Annotated in this window: 18 protein-coding genes; 14 read left to right on the top strand and 4 right to left on the bottom strand. The window is 35.9% G+C overall.

Annotated elements, in window-relative coordinates; all coding sequences use genetic code 11:
* The first annotated feature begins 206 nt into the window (after positions 1–206).
* On the top strand, positions 207–845 hold the full coding sequence (trmB, locus tag MKY26_RS12055; protein ID WP_095372213.1) for a tRNA (guanosine(46)-N7)-methyltransferase TrmB: 639 nt from the start codon (positions 207–209) through the stop codon (positions 843–845).
* 419 nt (positions 846–1,264) lie between these two features.
* Positions 1,265–2,107, top strand: a complete 843-nt coding sequence (locus tag MKY26_RS12050; protein WP_095372214.1) for a YtnP family quorum-quenching lactonase — start codon at positions 1,265–1,267, stop codon at positions 2,105–2,107.
* A gap of 66 nt (positions 2,108–2,173) precedes the next feature.
* Here MKY26_RS12050 and MKY26_RS12045 read toward each other — a convergent pair whose 3' ends face one another.
* Positions 2,174–2,485 (bottom strand): PepSY domain-containing protein, encoded by a 312-nt coding sequence (locus tag MKY26_RS12045; RefSeq protein ID WP_095372215.1) that lies wholly within the window; start codon positions 2,483–2,485, stop codon positions 2,174–2,176.
* A gap of 200 nt (positions 2,486–2,685) precedes the next feature.
* Here MKY26_RS12045 and MKY26_RS12040 point away from each other — a divergent pair, with 200 nt between their 5' ends.
* Both MKY26_RS12040 and MKY26_RS12035 read left to right on the top strand, forming a co-directional pair.
* Positions 2,686–3,759: a M42 family metallopeptidase gene (locus MKY26_RS12040; RefSeq protein ID WP_095372216.1), complete on the top strand. Its 1,074-nt coding sequence runs from the start codon at positions 2,686–2,688 to the stop codon at positions 3,757–3,759.
* A gap of 112 nt (positions 3,760–3,871) precedes the next feature.
* Positions 3,872–4,384, top strand: coding sequence for a DUF84 family protein (locus tag MKY26_RS12035; RefSeq protein ID WP_095372217.1), 513 nt, complete (start codon positions 3,872–3,874; stop codon positions 4,382–4,384).
* Between the two features lie 134 nt (positions 4,385–4,518).
* Here the strand turns inward: MKY26_RS12035 and MKY26_RS12030 are convergent, their stop codons facing one another.
* Positions 4,519–4,965, bottom strand: coding sequence for a YtoQ family protein (locus tag MKY26_RS12030; protein ID WP_095372218.1), 447 nt, complete (start codon positions 4,963–4,965; stop codon positions 4,519–4,521).
* Between the two features lie 511 nt (positions 4,966–5,476).
* On the opposite strand from MKY26_RS12030, the gene MKY26_RS12025 reads away from it, so the two are divergent.
* The 7 genes from MKY26_RS12025 to MKY26_RS11995 all read left to right on the top strand — a co-directional run bounded on the left by MKY26_RS12025 (position 5,477) and on the right by MKY26_RS11995 (position 13,776).
* The gene (locus MKY26_RS12025; RefSeq protein ID WP_095372219.1) at positions 5,477–6,511 is read left to right on the top strand and encodes a PTS transporter subunit IIC; all 1,035 of its coding nucleotides are present in this window, start codon (positions 5,477–5,479) and stop codon (positions 6,509–6,511) included.
* Positions 6,508–6,819, top strand: coding sequence for a thioredoxin family protein (locus MKY26_RS12020; protein WP_095372220.1), 312 nt, complete (start codon positions 6,508–6,510; stop codon positions 6,817–6,819). The genes MKY26_RS12025 and MKY26_RS12020 overlap by 4 nt, the downstream gene beginning before the upstream one ends.
* Before the next feature lie 338 nt (positions 6,820–7,157).
* Positions 7,158–7,967 (top strand): DUF1444 domain-containing protein, encoded by an 810-nt coding sequence (locus MKY26_RS12015; protein WP_224938783.1) that lies wholly within the window; start codon positions 7,158–7,160, stop codon positions 7,965–7,967.
* Positions 7,968–8,130: 163 nt separating this feature from the next.
* Positions 8,131–10,767, top strand: a complete 2,637-nt coding sequence (locus MKY26_RS12010; RefSeq protein ID WP_341097646.1) for a DNA translocase FtsK — start codon at positions 8,131–8,133, stop codon at positions 10,765–10,767.
* A 26-nt stretch (positions 10,768–10,793) separates the two neighbouring features.
* Positions 10,794–11,474, top strand: a complete 681-nt coding sequence (locus MKY26_RS12005; RefSeq protein WP_341097641.1) for a hypothetical protein — start codon at positions 10,794–10,796, stop codon at positions 11,472–11,474.
* A gap of 273 nt (positions 11,475–11,747) precedes the next feature.
* Positions 11,748–13,043 (top strand): UDP-N-acetylmuramate--L-alanine ligase, encoded by a 1,296-nt coding sequence (murC, locus tag MKY26_RS12000; protein WP_095372223.1) that lies wholly within the window; start codon positions 11,748–11,750, stop codon positions 13,041–13,043.
* Positions 13,044–13,362: 319 nt separating this feature from the next.
* A complete protein-coding gene (locus tag MKY26_RS11995) occupies positions 13,363–13,776 on the top strand; it encodes an acyl-CoA thioesterase (RefSeq protein ID WP_322910358.1) in 414 nt (137 codons plus the stop codon).
* 80 nt (positions 13,777–13,856) lie between these two features.
* On the opposite strand, the gene MKY26_RS11990 is transcribed toward MKY26_RS11995, so the two are convergent.
* The gene (locus MKY26_RS11990; protein ID WP_095372225.1) at positions 13,857–14,972 is read right to left on the bottom strand and encodes an aminopeptidase; all 1,116 of its coding nucleotides are present in this window, start codon (positions 14,970–14,972) and stop codon (positions 13,857–13,859) included.
* 317 nt (positions 14,973–15,289) lie between these two features.
* Between MKY26_RS11990 and MKY26_RS11985 the strand changes: the two genes are divergently transcribed.
* From MKY26_RS11985 to ytxJ, 3 genes are all read left to right on the top strand, one after another.
* Positions 15,290–15,775, top strand: a complete 486-nt coding sequence (locus tag MKY26_RS11985; RefSeq protein ID WP_095372226.1) for a DUF948 domain-containing protein — start codon at positions 15,290–15,292, stop codon at positions 15,773–15,775.
* 20 nt (positions 15,776–15,795) lie between these two features.
* Positions 15,796–16,281: a YtxH domain-containing protein gene (locus MKY26_RS11980; protein WP_341097632.1), complete on the top strand. Its 486-nt coding sequence runs from the start codon at positions 15,796–15,798 to the stop codon at positions 16,279–16,281.
* 129 nt (positions 16,282–16,410) lie between these two features.
* Positions 16,411–16,734 (top strand): bacillithiol system redox-active protein YtxJ, encoded by a 324-nt coding sequence (gene ytxJ, locus MKY26_RS11975; RefSeq protein WP_095372227.1) that lies wholly within the window; start codon positions 16,411–16,413, stop codon positions 16,732–16,734.
* Positions 16,735–16,765: 31 nt separating this feature from the next.
* On the opposite strand, the gene MKY26_RS11970 is transcribed toward ytxJ, so the two are convergent.
* Entirely contained in the window at positions 16,766–19,000 is a 2,235-nt protein-coding gene (locus MKY26_RS11970; protein WP_341097629.1) for a cell division protein FtsA, read from the bottom strand.
* Positions 19,001–19,116 lie beyond the last annotated feature (116 nt).

The raw sequence follows: 19,116 nt of genomic DNA, 5'->3' as shown, positions 1-19,116 counted from the left end.
TTTTTTCTTTTTATGGAATCACAACTAGATTGTGATTCCTTTCGTTTTTTATACATGCAAAAAACCGTAATGACAAAAGAGGTTTCACCATGGGAAGTAGTGAGTGTCTGCAAAACTGCATAGTAAGCTACCCTTTTAAAGGAGCTTGCACACTTTTACATTGCATGTTATCTTTTGAAAGATGAATTGAATATAGAGGTGTAATTATGCGACAAAGAAATAAACCGTGGGCGAGAGAAAAACTTGCCAATTATCCACAATACATTATCCAAGAGCCAAAAGAACAAAAAGGAAAGTGGCAAGTGTGCTTTGGTAATAATCGTCCACTTCATATCGAAATTGGTACGGGAAAAGGTCGTTTTATTACTGGAATGGCAAAACAGAATCCTGAGATTAATTATATTGGTATTGAATTAGCGGAGAGCGTCATTGTAAGTGCGCTAGATCATATTATTGAAGAAGAATTACCAAATGTAAAACTGATGAATATCGATGCAGCAGAGTTACGGGAGGTATTTGAGAAAGGTGAAGTAGATCGGATTTATTTAAACTTCTCAGATCCGTGGCCTAAAAAACGACATGCAAAAAGAAGACTAACTTATCAAACATTCTTATCTCTTTATGAAGATATTCTACCTCCTCAAGGAGAGATTCATTTTAAAACAGATAACCAAGGTCTTTTCGAATATTCTTTAATGAGTTTCTCTCAATACGGAATGATATTGAAATATGTCAGCTTAGACCTTCACCAGAGTGATTATGAAGGAAATATAATGACAGAGTACGAAGAAAAGTTCTCGAATAAAGGTAGTCGTATTTTCCGATGTGAAGTGCAATATCGATAAGGTGAAAATGCCGCTTCACTTAAGAAAGGCTCAGAAAATAGTAACAGGTCTTTATCGTCATGTTGTGTTGGTGATAAAGGCCTTTTTCACTTCTCTAATCATGTTTCTTTGAGTAGACTGCATATCAAGAGTATGTGTTCAAAAAAGCGAAGAGAATACGAGTTCCGTACAAAATCGAATATATGAAAAATTGAAGAATTGTAAGCACATCGATCCTGTAACGGAAGTCAACGGAAAGAGAGTTTCTATGTGAACGATGAATCTCTATTTCTCCTCCTGATTTCAGAACTTTTTAGTGACTATACCCAGTGGCTTAACTGAACTTGTTTTTTCTTTAATTAATGGAATACTGCTTAATAATAGATTTCTTAATATTGCGTAAATATGATAGACTAATGGTGTGAAAGGGAGGGAAAAGAATGGAGACTTTACAAATAGACGATATAAAATTAACTTGGCTTCGTGGTGGTGTCAATCATCTAGATGGGGGAGCGATGTTCGGTGTCGTTCCGAAACCATTATGGTCCAAAAAGTATCCTAGTAATGAAAATAACCAAATTGAGCTACGAACAGATCCTATCCTCATACAATGGAATAATCAATTGCTGTTAGTTGAAAGCGGTTTAGGGATTGGGAAGTTTACAGATAAACAAAAGCGGAATTACGGTGCATGGGAAGAATCGTTTATAGAGGAAGACTTAAGGCAACTAGGTTTTACGACGTCGGATATTGATTATGTTCTTATGACTCATATGCATTTTGATCATGCTTGTGGTTTGACTAAATTAGAAGGAGAATCCTATCATTCTGTATTTCCGAACGCGAAGATTATTTGTTCACAAATCGAATGGGATGAAATGAGAAATCCGAATATTCGCTCACGTAATACATATTGGAAGGAAAATTGGCAGAGTATACAAGAACAAGTAATAACATTTGATAAAGAATGGAGTATGGGACCTGTTCAAATGATTCATACAGGCGGCCATAGTGATGGACATAGCATCATTATCATTGAGGGAAAAGAAGAGTTGCTTATACATATGGCCGATATTATGCCAACACATGCGCATCAAAATGTGCTATGGGTATTGGCGTTTGATGATTATCCGATGGATTCTATCTCTGCAAAACAAAAGTGGATGAAGATAGGATTAGAAAAAGAAGCTTGGTTTAGTTTTTATCATGATGCCTTTTATCGAGCAGTTAAATGGAATCAAGAGGGGAAAGAAATCATCGCAGAAATTAAAAGAGCCAAATAAATAATGAATGCCTGTGCCCATCAACGCATCTGCGTCGATGAGGCTCAGCGCTCATTTAGGAATAAATTAAATAGGATAAGCGTCAATAATGACACCTGTTTTTGCATCGGCAACAAATTCATATTGTTTTACGTCTTCACCAGTATATCTGGATATGCCGCCTTTATACACTTCATAATGTAATTCTTCCTTTTGATAAGGTTCTTTTTCCATATGAATCCATGAACCACTTATTTCCCCATTCTCTTTGAAGGCATCTTTTGCATTTTGTAATGCCTTCTCAGGTGACGCTGCTATTTTCTCTGTCATTACCTCGCGCGTAATATATCCTCCAACAAGACCGACCCCTACACCTAAAACAAATGATTTCCAACTCATAATTAAACCTCCATTATTAAAAAGTATCTACATAATCTTTTAGATGTTTTGCTATGCTAATTGCTTCACTTTTATCTTAGCAAAGAATTGAATATTTAAAAACTAATTAACTTTCCTAATGGTGGCACCCGTCATAAAAGTTATGTAGAATGGTAATATACATAGGATTCAATATAGTCAAATAATAGGAGTGGGAAATAATGAATGAGAAGACTTTAGAACTATTTAAAACATTAACAGAACTTCCCGGAGCAGCTGGTAACGAACACTTAGTTAGAAATTTTATGAGAGAAGAGCTTAGTAAATATTCAGATGAAATTGTTCAAGATCATTTAGGAAGTATTTTTGGTGTGAAAAAAGGTGCTGAAACAGATCCTACGATTATGGTTGCAGGTCATATGGATGAAGTAGGTTTTATGGTAACTGCTATTACAGATAATGGCATGATCAGATTTCAAACATTAGGTGGCTGGTGGAGCCAGGTATTATTGGCACAAAGGGTGCAGATTATGACTGCTAACGGACCGGTAATTGGGGTAATTGGTTCTATCCCTCCACATTTATTAGATGATACGGCAAAAAATAAGCCGATGGATATAAAGAATATGTTGATTGATATCGGGGCTGACAATAAAGAAGATGCAAGAGAAATCGGTATCAAACCGGGACAACAAATTGTTCCTATTTGTCCATTTACACCAATGGCGAATCCGAAGAAAATTTTGGCGAAGGCTTGGGATAATCGCTATGGGTGTGGTCTTGCTATCGAATTACTTGAGGAGATAAAAGATGAGAAACTACCTATTAATTTATGGTCTGGTGCGACTGTACAAGAAGAAGTAGGCTTAAGAGGTGCAAAAACAGCTGCTAATATGATTAAACCGGATCTTTTTTTTGCGCTTGATGCAAGTCCTGCCAATGATATGACTGGTAAAAAGGACGAGTTCGGACAGTTAGGGAAAGGTACATTATTAAGAATACTTGATCGCTCAATGGTTACACATCGCGGTTTGAGAGAATTTATTCTAGATACGGCTGAAAGTCATCAGATTCCATACCAATACTTTGTTTCTCCTGGTGGAACGGATGCAGGCAGTGTTCACTTAACAAATAATGGTGTCCCAAGTGCAGTTGTTGGTATTTGTTCAAGATACATTCATACGCACGGTTCAATTATCCATATAGATGATTATGCTGCTGCGAAAGAACTACTTGTCACATTGATAAAATCACTTGATCGCACAACAGTTGAAACCATTCGTCAAAACAGTTAGAATTTCAAATAAGTAACATGGGACTTCTTTACAAGAGGTCCTTTTTAAGTTTTGCATTGGCAATGAGTATATCAGGATGATTTTTAATATATTTATTTTAGGAGGGGCTATCATGAAGATCTATATTGGATCGAAAAACCCTACAAAAGTACAGGCCGTTAAAAATATTTTCATTGAAAATAGTGATGTTATTGCTGTTGATGTTGCATCTAATGTAGCTAAACAACCAATGACTGATCAAGAAACGATTCAAGGAGCAATTAACAGGGCGAAGGGTGCCTTATATGAAGGCGATGGAGTCATTGGCATTGGCCTAGAAGGTGGTGTACAGCAAACAGATTATGGTCTATTCTTATGTAATTGGGGTGCACTTGCAGTAGAAGGGCATACGCCAATTGTTGCAGGTGGAGCAAGAATTCTTTTACCAGATTCTATAGCGCAACGTCTGATTGAAGGAGAGGAACTGGGACCAGTCATGGATGATTTTACGAATAAAAATAATATCCGTAGCCAAGAAGGAGCAATAGGGGTATTTACTGAAAATCAAATCAACCGCGAAGAAATGTTTACCCATCTTGTTAAGCTATTGTATGGTCAATGGCAATATCGCAATAGAGGTGAATAAAGCCTTTTACAATAAATTAACCAGCCTATTTCATTTTAGGGCTGGTTTTTATTTAAGATGCATATGATGTGTTTTCTGCAAAAGTCTCAAAAATATACCCACCACATGAATGGTGGCAGGTAGGGAGTAGTCTACTATTTTTCCTCAAAAATATAAGAAAGTACTTTAATGGCCTGATTAACCGTTTCCACTGTAACATTTGCTTTACTTGATAATTCTTTCAGAGGGTGGTGGAGTTCTTCTGGCCGAATGAGGATAAGCGGTTTGTTTTGGTTGATTGCTGCACTTGCATCCATAGCAGTATTCCATTGCTTATACTTTTCGCCAAATAAGGCAATCACTAAATCAGATTTTTTCAATAAAAGCTCAGTGCGTAAATTATTGATATTTGAAGCTGCTTCGTCTTTGAAAATAGCATTAGGCTGCTTACCAAGGATTTCCTCCCCAATGAAGTCACTGCGATCGTGATTCTCCATAGGTCCGAAAAAATGAACCGGTAACTGTAGTGATTTGGCTTTATCCTTCAGTTCTTCACGCCAGTTAGAATGAATTTCCCCAGCTAAATATACATTCAGTTCCATTGTCTTCCTCCTCTACACTTTTACTTATTCTAACATCAAATGGATTGATAGTGAAAATATGTGCACTGCTTATTTTGTTTGATACTGTATGTGCTAAATGACTATTTTCTGTTCCGATGCTTAACTCCTTTCTAAAAATAAAAGTTACCCTTTACTTAATGTCGTTCATCTATTAAAGAACAGATCTTTCGAACAATCGCGCATTAAGATAGTCTATTTCATTATTAGAAGGCTTGTATGGCGGCTAATTCTAATGGTATTAACTATTTCATCAAATGAAGTATGAATATGAGAAGATGAAGAAAGAATGTGGACAAGTATCTACTGAACGTTTTTGAAGAAATACAAATGGTCATCCCATTCATTTTATTTTTGAATGGTATAAAACTTTAAGGTTGTAACTCCCTCTATTAACATCTTAATGAAATAAAAATTAAGATATTACATATGTCTTTACATGTGATAAGATAATATGGTGTTAAATGAACATAATGATGGAGGAATTATACTTATGAACGCTTTTCTTAATAAGAAGGGAGTAAAACTGTCTCTAAAGGTATATTTTATAGACGCTATGGGGAGTATGGCTTTAGGATTGTTCTCCACTTTAATTATAGGGTTGATTATTAAAACTATTGGTGAACAATTACAACTAGGCATGATTTCTAATGTAATGATTGAAATGGGTACAATGGCAATGGGGTTAATGGGTCCTGCGATCGGGGTTGCTATTGCGTATAGTCTAAAAGCGCCTCCTCTCGTCTTGTTTGCTTCTTTATTAAGTGGGGCAGCTGGTGCGGTATTAGGTGGACCAGCAGGTAGTTTTGTTGCAGCAATCATCTCTACTGAACTAGGCAAACTAATTAGTAAGGAAACAAAGCTTGATATTATTGTGACACCTTTTGTTGTTGTGTTTTCCGGATATAGTGTAGCGTCTTTAATTGGTCCTTTTATAGATCTTGGAATAAAAAATCTTGGAGCATTGATTATGTGGGGGACAGAGCAGCAACCACTAGTGATGGGAATGATTGTAGCTGTACTAATGGGTCTAGCTTTAACAGCCCCTATATCAGCAGCAGCTATTGCGATGATGCTTGATTTAAATGGTATAGCTGCAGGAGCAGCAACAATTGGTTGTGCTGCTCAAATGGTTGGATTTGCTGTCTCGAGTTATAGGGAGAATAAATTTGGTGGCCTTGTTGCACAAGGGCTAGGAACTTCTATGTTGCAGGTGCCAAATATTATGAGAAATCCATTCATACTCATCCCACCCACAATTGCAGGGCTTTTACTTGCGCCAATTGGCATTATTATTTTTAATATGGAAAGTATTGCTGCTGGTGCGGGAATGGGTACGAGTGGCTTAGTCGGCCAAATAATGACTTTTACAACAATGGGATTTAATCTTACTGTACTATTAAAAGTGATTGTAATACATTTTATTGGACCTGCAATCATTAGCTTGATAATATCAGAATATATGAGAAAAAAAGGCTGGATTAAATTCGGCGATATGAAGCTTGATATGGGAGATGAAAAACAATGAGAAAATTAGCGTCAATGGAAGAGTATGAGCAATTAAAGGAAAACGGAAAATATATTTTAATGTTTTCAGCACAGTGGTGCGGGGATTGCCGGTTTATTGAACCGTTTATGCCTGAAGTAGCTGATAAGTATAAAGAGTTTACATTTATTTATGTAGATCGCGATGAGTTCATCGATCTTTGTGTGGAACTTGATATTTTCGGCATTCCGAGCTTTGTAGCTATCGAAAATGGTAAAGAGCTTGGTCGTTTTGTCAGTAAGGATCGTAAAACACAAGATGAAATTGAGGAATTTATTGCAGCGCTTTAAAAATAGATTTGCACGGCTCCTTATAAGGGCCGTTTTTTTATTTTTACAATACGAATTTGGAGATCATCGGTGTTATTTCTTGTTCACACCACGAATCAATGACAATCTTGTTTGAATGGCAAATGAATCCACCCTGTATATCAATAAAAGGTATTTTGTTCATTCCTTTATATCGTTTTTCCCACGAAATAGTTTGGTTGTTTTGATAGGATAGATGGAGATATTTGTTCTACATGGATAATAGCCATATCATCGGTTATGGAAGCGGGACACTTTTGTTTCTGCTCATTTTAGTGTAAACTAAGTACCGAAAATCTTCCCTGTAAGGAGGGATAAGAATGAAGAATAAAATGACAAGTAAGCGTATGAAAGAAGAATTAGAAAAGCGTCTTCATAAAGAGGATCGCCTAATGACTTTCGATAGAGAAAAAGATCAATTACGTATAGAAAATAAACATACTGGCAAAGGGATTACGATAGAATTGCCTGGCATTGTCGCGAGATATCAAGAGCAAAAGGAAAAAGCAATTGATGAGGTTGTTTATTATGTAGAAGAAGGCTTAGAAGCCATGACAGGAGAACAACGTTTTTCCGGTAAAGAGAAAAACATTTTTCCCGTTATTCGCTCAACTTCCTTTCCACTAGAAACAGGTGATGAAGTACCCTTTGTATATGATGAGCATACCGCAGAAACGCGAATTTTTTATGCGCTTGACTTAGGGAGCACTTACCGATTAATTGATGAAAAATTGCTTCAAAAAGAAGGCTGGGAAAAAGAGCGAATAAAAGAAGTTGCTCAGTTTAATGTTCGGTCGCTTTCTACAGAAATGAAAATAGATCAAGTAGCTGGTAACGATTTTTATTTCCTCAATAAAAAAGATGGGTATGATGCTAGTCGTATCTTAAACGAGTCTTTTCTCAAAAATATGGCGACAAAGGTCAAAGGAAATATGGCTGTAGCTGTTCCTCATCAAGATGTATTAATTATTGCTGATATTATGAATGAAACAGGATACGATATCCTGGCACAAATGACAATGAGCTTTTTTGCAAGTGGTCATGTACCAATTACAGCTCTGTCTTTCTTATATGAAGATGGGGAGTTAGAACCAATATTTATTTTAGGCAAGAATAAAAAGAAACAATAACCATGGAAATGGGTCGCTATAGGCGGTCCATTTTTCATTTGTGTGTCATCTTTTTCAATGATATCAAAAACTTATCAAAGATAACTCAGATTACATAATTGCTATCATTCTTAGTAGGTTTACTGATAGAATGTAAGTTAGAACAGAAAAGGAAGTTGATAGAATGAATTGGTTTAAAAGAATAAAAGCCTACTTTAATGGCTATGATGCCGATGAGTTCAAGGAATATGATCCAACGAATACAACTCAAGAAGATAAACCTACAAATAACACTAATAAAATTCAAACTAAAGAACCATATGAAACACATAGAGAGATCGAAGCAAAAGTAATTTATCAATATCCAAAAGGTGAATTCCGTTTTCCTCTCATCCCAGATGAGACACGGGAAAGAAGAAAGCCAAGAGAACGTGAAAATAAATTAGCAGACGAAAAGCCAAAAGATAGTAAAAATCTTCAAACAAGACAAAGAAGAAGTCATTCAACAAAAGAAAATATTGAAAATCAGCAAGAAAATCATCGTCCATTAGAAAAGAAACAAATAAAAAAAACGGAAATTAAGCTGAATGCAGGGCCATTTAAACCATCAGAAATTCCTTCTCCTATATATGGTTTTGGTCAAAGGAAAAGTCAAATAAAAGAGGAAACGAAACTTGAACAGTATGAAAGAATAGAACCTACTGAATATGACCTTGGTATTGCTCGTGGCAGAAAAGAATCTGCTTCACTTGAAGAACAATACAATCAATTGTCTCTTTACGATGAGCCGGAACAAGTGAATGTGAGGGTGGAAGAAGACCTGATAGTGGCGACTAACAATGAGCCGGAACAAGTGAATGTGAGGGTGGAAGAAGACCCGATAGTGACGACTAACAATGAGCAGGAACAAGTGGATGAGAGGGTGGAAGAAGCCCCGATAGTTGCGACTAACAATGAGCCGGAACAAGTGGATGAGAGGATGGAAGAAGCCCCGATTGTCGCGACTAACAATGAGCCGGAACAAGTGATAGCATCCTTTCAGGTCGAAGATGAGCTAACAGTTTCACAAAATCAAACTGCTGTCGCACTTGAAAAATCCATTCCTTATTCGAACCAGTATGAAGAAGTTGAAGAAAAACGGATGTATGAAGATGAGGCACAGGATGAAGGACAAACAAACATACATAGCATGGAAGAAGCTCACGCCAATGTGGAAGAAGAGATAGAAACTGGAACATCGTCTCATCAACCACAGAAGCGGAGTCATCTGCCCTTTAATGTAATGATGTTGCAATCGGATAAGAAAAAGTTAAATGTCAATGAGACGGCAGCATTTGATTCATCGTCACAAGTAAAAAAAAATGACTTTTATAGAGATGAGGAAATAGAAGAAAATTTGCCTAATTATGTCTTCCCATCTATGAGGTTGTTAGATCCTCCAGTTAATATGGACACAGATGAAGAATGGTTATTAGAACAAGAGGAATTATTAAATGCCACCCTACATCACTTCAATGTCCGAGCTCATGTGATACAAGTAACGAAAGGTCCTGCGGTTACTCGTTTTGAAGTGCAACCAGAGCCTGGAGTGAAAGTAAATAAAATTACAAACCTAGCTGATGATATCAAACTCAGTCTTGCTGCAAGGGATATTAGAATAGAAGCACCTATCCCTGGAAAACACGCGATAGGCATAGAAGTGCCTAACCAAAAGAGTAGACCTGTACAAATTAGCGAAATCATTCATAGTGAAGAGTTTATGCAATCAGAGTCACCACTAACTGCTGTATTAGGTCTAGATATTGCTGGTGATCCAATTGTCACAGATTTACGCAAAATGCCCCATGGTTTAATTGCAGGTGCAACAGGATCTGGTAAAAGTGTTTGTATTAATTCTATTCTTATTAGTCTTTTATACAAAGCTGATCCTGAGGAGTTAAAGCTCTTGCTCATTGATCCTAAAATGGTAGAATTAGCACCATACAATCAAATACCACATCTTGTTAGTCCGGTCATAACCGATGTAAAAGCAGCAACAGCCTCACTGAAGTGGGCGGTAGAAGAAATGGAAAGAAGGTATGAATTATTTGCTCATTCGGGCGTACGAGATATTAATCGTTACAATGATTATGCAGAGGCAAATAAGCAATACCATCAAAAACTGCCGTATATTGTCATTGTCATAGATGAATTAGCCGATTTAATGATGATGTCTCCAGCGGATGTTGAGGAAGCCATCTGTCGTATCGCTCAAAAGGCAAGGGCCTGTGGGATTCACTTAATTATTGCGACTCAACGACCATCAGTTGATGTTATCACGGGTCTCATTAAGGCAAATGTACCAACAAGAATTGCTTTTTCTGTTTCTTCACAAGTGGATTCGCGGACAATAATAGATATTAGTGGTGCTGAAAAGCTATTGGGTAGAGGAGATATGCTCTTTTTAGAAAACGGTTCATCAAAGCCAGTTCGCTTGCAAGGAACTTTTGTTTCTGATCAAGAAATTGATGATGTCGTAGCACATGTTAGGAAAGAGCAGAAACCACAATATTTATTTGAACAAGAAGAGTTATTAAAGAAAGCGAAAGTAACTGAAGAAACAGATGAATTATTCTTTGAAGCATGTTATTTTGTGATTGATCATCAGGCGGCATCGGCTTCTATGTTACAAAGAAGGTTTAAAATTGGTTATAACAGAGCAGCACGCTTAATAGATATGATGGAGGAACAAGGCTTCGTATCTGAAAATCGGGGCAGTAAGCCAAGAGATGTCCTCATTACTGAAATGGAACTAAATGAAATTGAACAAAATAGTGAATGATGTTAGAAGAAAGGTAAGGAAGGGTCATGATGGTTGAAAATGATACACCCATCGTTCATTTGCACAAGTTTCGTGATAAAAAGCAACTGCAAGGTGAGGAAGCTAGTTTTCAGTTAATTGAAAAGGTTAAAAGGTACAGTGAACGCCACTTAAATATTCGTGAGATGGTCCGTGCAAAGCATATTTTTAAACTACACCTCCAATTAAAGGAGGAGGATGAAATTCCATCAAGTATGTACCAGCTATTTACGGATTGGTTAATTTTTGACTACCAAACCATTCATGGGGTTAGCGTGTTTCAGCTATTTTTACAGAGACAAAGAACTCAGATGCATGAATATGAAATGATTCAAGCTGCCCTATGTATGGCTGCTGTTATGGAACCATTGTTAATTACAAACTATGATGGAAAGACTATAGTTGGATATGATTTAAATGAGGAAGAACAAGTTGTATCTTTAAATAAAGTGGAGCATTCTTCTTTAACTATCGTCAGAGGAACGGTTGTTTTTTTAAGGAGAATTCCTGGTATAAAGAATAATTTCGCTTTCACCCCTCTCCTACTATGTCAAGATGTTCATCCTTTTAGTGAATTACGTACAAACTATCAAAGAATGGGCAAAAAAGATACATTGAGATCTTTTTTAAAGCACAGAGCATTGGACATATTACCAGAAAGCCAATATTGGGAAGTAGTGAGTCAATAGTCCTCGTTCTTATTACCTAAAAACAAACAACCTTTTTAGGTAGAAAAGGCTGTTATACTGTACTGTAGGTAAGAAAATGCTAATGCTTTATAAGTTGAAAAAAATTATAATGATCGGGACAAGTGATACATAGTTTTTCAAAGGGAATAATGATATAATGTTTAAATGTGAATTAAAAAGAACTATGGAAACTTGAAATAAACGATTATGAGCAAAAATAGATATATGTCATATACTGTTTTACAGATATACGATGGTTGGAGGTTTCTTTATATGACTATTTACCATTTCGTCGGTATTAAAGGGTCAGGGATGAGTGCACTTGCACAAATTCTACATGATATGAATTATAATGTTCAAGGATCAGACGTTGAAAAGCACTTCTTCACACAAGTGGCACTTGAGGAAGCTGGAATAAAAATTTTGCCATTTAATAAAAATAATATACAACCTGGCTTAACAATCATTGCCGGTAATGCATTCCCTGATACACATGAGGAAATAGAAGAAGCGACAAGACTTGGTTTACCAATCATTCGCTATCACAAGTTCCTCGGTGATTTCATGAAGAATTTTACAAGTATCGCTGTTACAGGAGCACATGGTAAAACTTCTACGACTGGGTTGCTTGCACATGTACTTACAGGTGCGAATCCTACTGCTTATCTGATTGGTGATGGTACTGGGAGAGGAAATAAACTGGCCGAATATTTTGCTTTTGAAGCATGTGAATATCGCCGCCACTTCTTGTCATACCATCCGGATTATTGCATCATGACAAATATTGATTTTGATCATCCAGATTATTTTGCAAGTCTTGATGATGTTTTTTCTGCGTTTCAAGAAATGTCATTACAAGTGAAAAAAGGGATTTTCGCTTGTGGTGATGATGAACAATTACAAAAAGTGCAAGCAAAAGTACCTGTTGTTTTTTACGGTTTTGGTGAAGAAAATGACTTTCAAGCAAGAAATGTCATCAAGTCAACAAGCGGTACAACCTTTGATGTATTTGTAAGGAATACCTTCTATAATACGTTCACGATCAAATCATACGGAGATCATAACATCTTAAATGCTTTAAGCGTGATTGCCGTGTGTCATTACGAAGATATTGATGCTTCGATTGTTCAAGAGCAGCTCCTCACTTTTGGAGGAGTAAAGAGACGATTTACAGAAAAACAAATTGGTGATCAAGTCATTATCGATGATTACGCTCACCATCCGACTGAAATAAAAGCAACAATTGAAGCAGCGCGTCAAAAATACCCTGATAAAGAAATCATCGGTGTTTTCCAACCGCATACCTTCACAAGGACACAAACATTCTTAGATGATTTTGCTTCAAGTTTAAACTTGGCAGACCAAGTGTATCTATGTGAAATCTTTGGATCCGCTAGGGAAATCCACGGAAAGCTTTCTATTGAAGATTTACAAGCAAAAGTCGATGGTGCTGTTATTTTAAACGAAGACGATACGAATATCTTAAAAGATCACCACGATGGTGTCTTAATCTTTATGGGTGCAGGCGACATTCAAAAATTCCAGAAAGCATACGAAATGCAACTATAAGCGAGTAGTTCCTCATGTGAGTGGGGGACTATTTTTTGTTTTATAAATTCAATTTGTGGTTCAATTCCATTAGAGTAAAAAAGGAATTTGTGCGTGCAATTGAAGTGAAATCGGCAAAGATAGCTGCGTGATTTTTGAGTTGCACTCACATCAGGCCATCGAAAACGACACAACAATCATTTTTTCTTCAAATACTCTCCTTAATCAATTACTTTGAACTAAATAAATTTGAATGATGAAAGTTGATGGTATTCATTTTCTTACTATTTTGATAAAATATAATATAAAAAAATGACGGATAAATTACGGGGGAATGAGTATGCGAAAAAATATATTAAAGGTATGTGTTCAACAAGATGATATTGATCATTTAGGACACATGAATTATATGAAGTATCTTGTCTATTTAGAGAAGGGAGTATCTAACTGGTATAGAGAAATTGGCATTGGAAGAGAGCAATTAGATCAACAGCATTTAGGAACAGTAATGGTTAACTTTGATGTTACCTATAAAAAAGAGGCACGGGTGAATGAAGAACTCACAATTTTCACAGAATTGCGTAACGTAGGTAATAAAAGCTTTTATATTTATCAAGAAATATATAATGAGAATCAAGAGCTATTAACAACATGTAAGAAGACATTTGTCATGTTTAATACAATTACAAGACAGGGTGTACCTGTTGTTAAGGAAATTACAGAATTAGTAAATAAGGAAAATTATAACAATTAAATCCGAAGAATATGGCAATACATAAATAACCACGAACAAAAATTTGTTCGTGGTACATGGAAAAAGTCGAATTTGTTAGCTTATTTTAAGTTTTCTGGATTGAGAGCTTCTAATTCTGCAATTACAAATTTGCCGTCTTTGCGGATTAATTGATCATCGAAGTAGATTTCTCCACCACCATAATCAGGACGTTGGATATTGACTAAGTCCCAATGGATATTTGATTTGTTCCCATTATATGCTTCGTCATAGCATTGTCCTGGTGTGAAGTGAAAGCTACCGTCAATTTTTTCATCAAAAAGGATATCTTGCATTGGGTGTAGAATATAAGGGTTAACACCAATAGCAAATTCTCCAACAAAGCGAGCTCCCTCATCTGTATCGAATATTTTGTTAATACGCTCAGTATCATTAGCAGTGGCCTCAATGATTTTACCATTCTCGAAAGTTAGTTTTACATTTTCGAACGTAAAACCGTTATATGGAGATGGTGTGTTATAAGAAATAACTCCATTCACTGAATCACGCACTGGAGCGGTATAAACTTCACCATCTGGTATATTCATTTGTCCAGAACATTTAATAGCTGGGATATCTTTAATTGAAAAACTTAAATCAGTCCCAGGTCCTGTTAAGCGAACTTTATCTGTTTTATTCATCAATGAAACGAGATTGTCCATGGCTGCATCCATTTTACTGTAGTCTAAGTTACATACATCAAAGTAAAAGTCTTCGAATGCTTCCACGCTCATTTTAGCTAATTGAGCCATTGAAGCGTTTGGATAGCGGAGTACGACCCATTTTGTTTTTGGCACGCGAATTTCTCTATGTACCTTTTGGCCGATTGTTGATCCGTGAATACGCATTTTTTCATCTGGTACATCTGCTTGTTCGTTAATGTTATTTCCAGAACGTAAACCAATATAAGCATCCATTTGGCTCATGACATTTGCTTCAAATGAAGCCATCATATTATATTGTTCTTCATTTGCGCCGAATAAAAGTGCGCGGTCAACTGTATTATCTTTTATCGTGACAAAAGGGTGACCACCAGCGGCGTAGGCTTCTTTTACAAGAGCAGTTACAAGTTCTTTTTGTAAACCGAAGTTCTCAATGAGAACCTTTTCTCCTTTTTGTAAACCAATTGAATAATTAATTAAGTTCTTAGCTAATTGTTCAATACGAGGATCTTTCATTACATATCCCTCCGAATAAAAAATTGATTACTACCTTCTTATTGTAACCTAAAGTGGGATGTTTGTTCGAAAATAACTAGAGAAAAAGACAGAATAAATGATTTTCTTAGGATAAAATAGATAAGTAAGGTTCCCGTTAGGTCTAATCGCTTCATTTAAGTAATTGTTTATATTATGATAATATTTACAGATAAAATAAAAAGGATTATTTGGAAAGAGCGTTTATTCTCTCATAATTGGGGAAAAGCAATAATAAATTAAATACTTTGCTCTTTTCTTTGAATCATTCTTATTTTGAAAATACGGAGGTGTGCCTAATGGAAATTATCTTGTATTTGAGTGTAGCGGTTATTGCCATTGCTTTTTTAGTTTTAGTCATCTACCTTTCTAAAACACTCTCATCGCTACAAGTAACGTTAACAAGTGTATCTAAGACATTAGACGGGTTAGAAAAACAGCTTGATGGAGTGACCAAGGAAACAACAGTACTCTTACATAAAACGAATGCATTAGCAGAAGATATTCAAAAGAAATCTGAAAGCTTGAATAATGTTGTTGGTGCCGTAAAAGAAGTAGGGGACTCAGTAAGAACCTTTAATGGTTCTATTCAAAATATATCATCTTCAGTCAGTCAGCAGCTAGAGTCGAATAAAGAAAAAGTTGCACAAGCTATTAGCTGGGGTAATGTCATCTTAGAATTAAGAGAGAAATATAAACAACGTAAGCAAGCACCAGCGCAAACCTATACAGCTGAGGATCCTATCCCAGTTCCTAGCAAGAAAAGAGAAAGAGCAAGGTCATAAATTCAATTTGGAGGATGATAATGATGAGTAACCAAGATCGTCAAGAAAATGAATCAAAACAAGTGGCCAAAAATGAAGATAGCATCAATACAAAGGATTTCGTCATCGGAGCACTAATTGGTGGTATTGTAGGTGCTGGTACAGCATTATTACTTGCACCTAAATCAGGTAAGGAACTAATAAGTGATATTAATACACAAGCTTCTCAATTAAAGGAAAAATCTAGCCATATCGCTGATACTGCTAAAGTAAAAGGTACTGAATGGGTTCAGGTTGCTAAAGAAAAAAGCAATGAAATTGTCCAATCAGCAAAAGAAAAATCTAGTGACTTACAACAAACAGTCTCAAAGCAGTCTGCAGATATGAAAGATAAAATTAAACAAATGACTGCAAAAGATGACGCAGTAGCTGAAGAAAATGCTCCAACATCGGAAGCAGAAGCACAAAAGAGATTAGAAGAAACGAAAGTAGCTTTTGACCAAACAGAAGAAAAAGTAAATCAATAGTATTCAATAAAGCGGTAAAGAGCCATCTATTCTTTACCGCTTTATTATGATCTCGATTTGTCATAGGTGCTTCTTTTTTAGTAAAATAATGTGAGGTATACCATAATTATAATAAGAGAGGTAATTCAAATGGAAAGATTAAATACAAAAGAAGCATTTAAACAAGCACTGCAAGAGAATGAGAAGATGTTATTACTTAAGCACAGTAACACTTGCCCAATCAGCGCAGATGCTTACGAGCAATATGAAAAATACACAAATGAAAATAGTGATGTGAAAGCTTATTACTTAGTTGTTCAAGAAGATCGCCCATTGTCAAACGAGATTGCAGAAATATTTGAAGTAAAACACGAATCTCCACAAGCTTTTCTTTTTGTTAATAAAGAAGTGGCTTGGCATACATCCCACCGTAAAATTACATATGATACCCTAAATGAGGCTGTACAAGCTTAAGGAAGTTATCTATCCCGAACGATTTATTTGTCTAATATGGACGTGAGTCGTTCGGAACATTTTTTAAATTGGTTGAAGGAGTTATGTGTTTTTTCCGCACGAGTGTGTAATTTTTAGTTGACCAGTGAATTTTTAAATTGTCCCCCTCTTGTATTTCCTCTAATAAAGAGGACTTCTTGCCGTTTTTAAATAATGTACATTGAAGTTTACCATGATAAGGAATTTGAACTTTTGCAAATTTAATCACATCATGAAAATAAAACCTTGCTTGGTCATCTTCCTTTATTATTTCTAGTACATCTCCTGAATGTATAAGTGATTCCTCAACTAATTTCTCTTTTTCTCTGATTATGTGCAAAAGTTGTTTATAAAGCGTAACTTCTTTATTATTGACACTAATCGTTATACTGGCCTTGTATTGTAAAGATTTATATTTTATGAATTCTACCAGTGTTAATGGGCGCGGCTCAATGATCTCTAAACGATCTAAATGGTTGACATGACTAGTTAAAGATATCGAATTTCCATTGCAAATAACTTTTCCGTTATGCGGTGGAATGATTGTCTGCTTCCCATTGATGATCAGTTGATATGGCTTTACGCTCTCTAATAGATGTGTCAAATCTAATGAATGAAAGATTTCTGTAATTGTCGATGGGATCATATATTCAATATGATCACCGTCCTCGAGTAGCTGTTGAGTGGATGCTGTTACTTGATTCACCTTTATTAAGGGCATAATGGTGTATTTTGCATCGTGAATATAAATACTTTTATTCTCGGTTTCTCCGACACAATCAGATACTCTAATAGTCGCTGGCTCCCCACTCATTCCTCTTACGACACTTATTTCATCATGAGCGTGAACGGCATCATTTAATTTTGCCTTTTTACCGTTCAAATAAATATATGGCAGTTTTCCGTGACTTCCTGGAATGGTCATTTGTTGTTTGTTAACGGTAATTACTTTTGGAGAGCCAATTTTTCCATACCAATTCCTTGTGAGATATTTTGCAGTTAATAAGACATCCTTTACTGTGAGAGTCTTGATTTTTAGCAATCGTTCTGTCTCTCCATTGACTGTAATAGGAACAAATCTGAGCGGAGTTTCGTTGGCTGCAATTGCGATTGCAAAAGGTGTGACATACATCGGGTGAGAAGCTAGCTCTTCTGGAAATGATAGATGTTTTAAGCTATTTAAAGTTTTAAGCATGACTTGATGAGGAGGCAAATCTAATTGGTCTCTAAGTAATTCTTGAATGCCTGGTGTTAAGCTTCCACCGCCAATTATTATGAGGGCAAGAGGTGACTTTTTATTATTTAGCTGTTGTATTTTTTTTGAAAGTGAATGAGCAAGTTGTTCGATAAAGGGAAAAAGCCTACTCATTAAGTCTTTTGAGTAGATATGTTGTTTTGTGTTATTTAATGTTTCAAATGTGAAGGATTCATGGTCGACCAATTGCCGCTTGATCCGCTCTGCTTCATGGAAATCGGTTAGTGTTAATTGCTGAATGAACTCTGTCACTTCATCACCTGCCTGTGGCACCATCCCATAAGCAGTAATTGTTCCTTCATTAGTAATGGCAATATCAGATGTACCTGCTCCGATATCTAATACAGCTATATTCAAATGTCGTAAGGATGGAGGAATTAAAGTTTGTACACAAGCAATAGGCTCGAGTGTTAGTCCATCGATCGTTAACCCTGCTCTTTGTACAGTTGCTTCTAGAGAGGTGATAACAAGCTTAGGTAAGAAGGTGGCAATAATTTCTATACTCGCTTGAGCACCTTGTTGATGTAATAAACTCCCAATAGGCTGTCGGTCAATAAAATAATACAGTGGTGTATAGCCTACAAAGGTATAATCTGTTTGGATTTCTGTATGATGAGTTTTATTTGTAATAGTAGATTGTGCTTTTTGAAGAGCTTGCCATTCTAAATATTGAATATAGTCAGCAGTTAAAGGAGGGTAATTTCTTATATCCATACTAGCCATTATGCGTTCGGTTCGTAATGATCTACCAGCTGCAGCAATAAATACTTTTTGAAGGGGACCATGTTTTTTTTCAAAGTATTGTTTAATAACAATAACTGTTTCTGCAACCGATTGGATATTGTGAATTTGTCCATCCATCATTGCCCTATCATCATGTTCCTTTACAAAGTAATCAACACAATTATACTCACCTTCTTCAAAAAGAATAAAGAGACCAATGACTGACCTTGTTCCTATATCTAAGACAAAAAATTGTTTCTTCTCACCCAAAAGAATCACATCCTTTTGAATCAATTTGCTTTATTGCTTAAAAGCGTCTAATTAATAAAGATAAAATTAGTGACAGAAGCGTATATTTCATATATAATAACAACAATTATAAAAAA

The sequence above is a fragment of the Cytobacillus sp. FSL R7-0680 genome (assembly GCF_038009245.1).
In the GTDB taxonomy this organism is placed as follows: Bacteria; Bacillota; Bacilli; order Bacillales; family Cytobacillaceae; genus Cytobacillus; species Cytobacillus kochii.
Note: the sequence above shows the minus strand (reverse complement) of the source record. Positions and strands in the feature narration are given on the sequence as shown.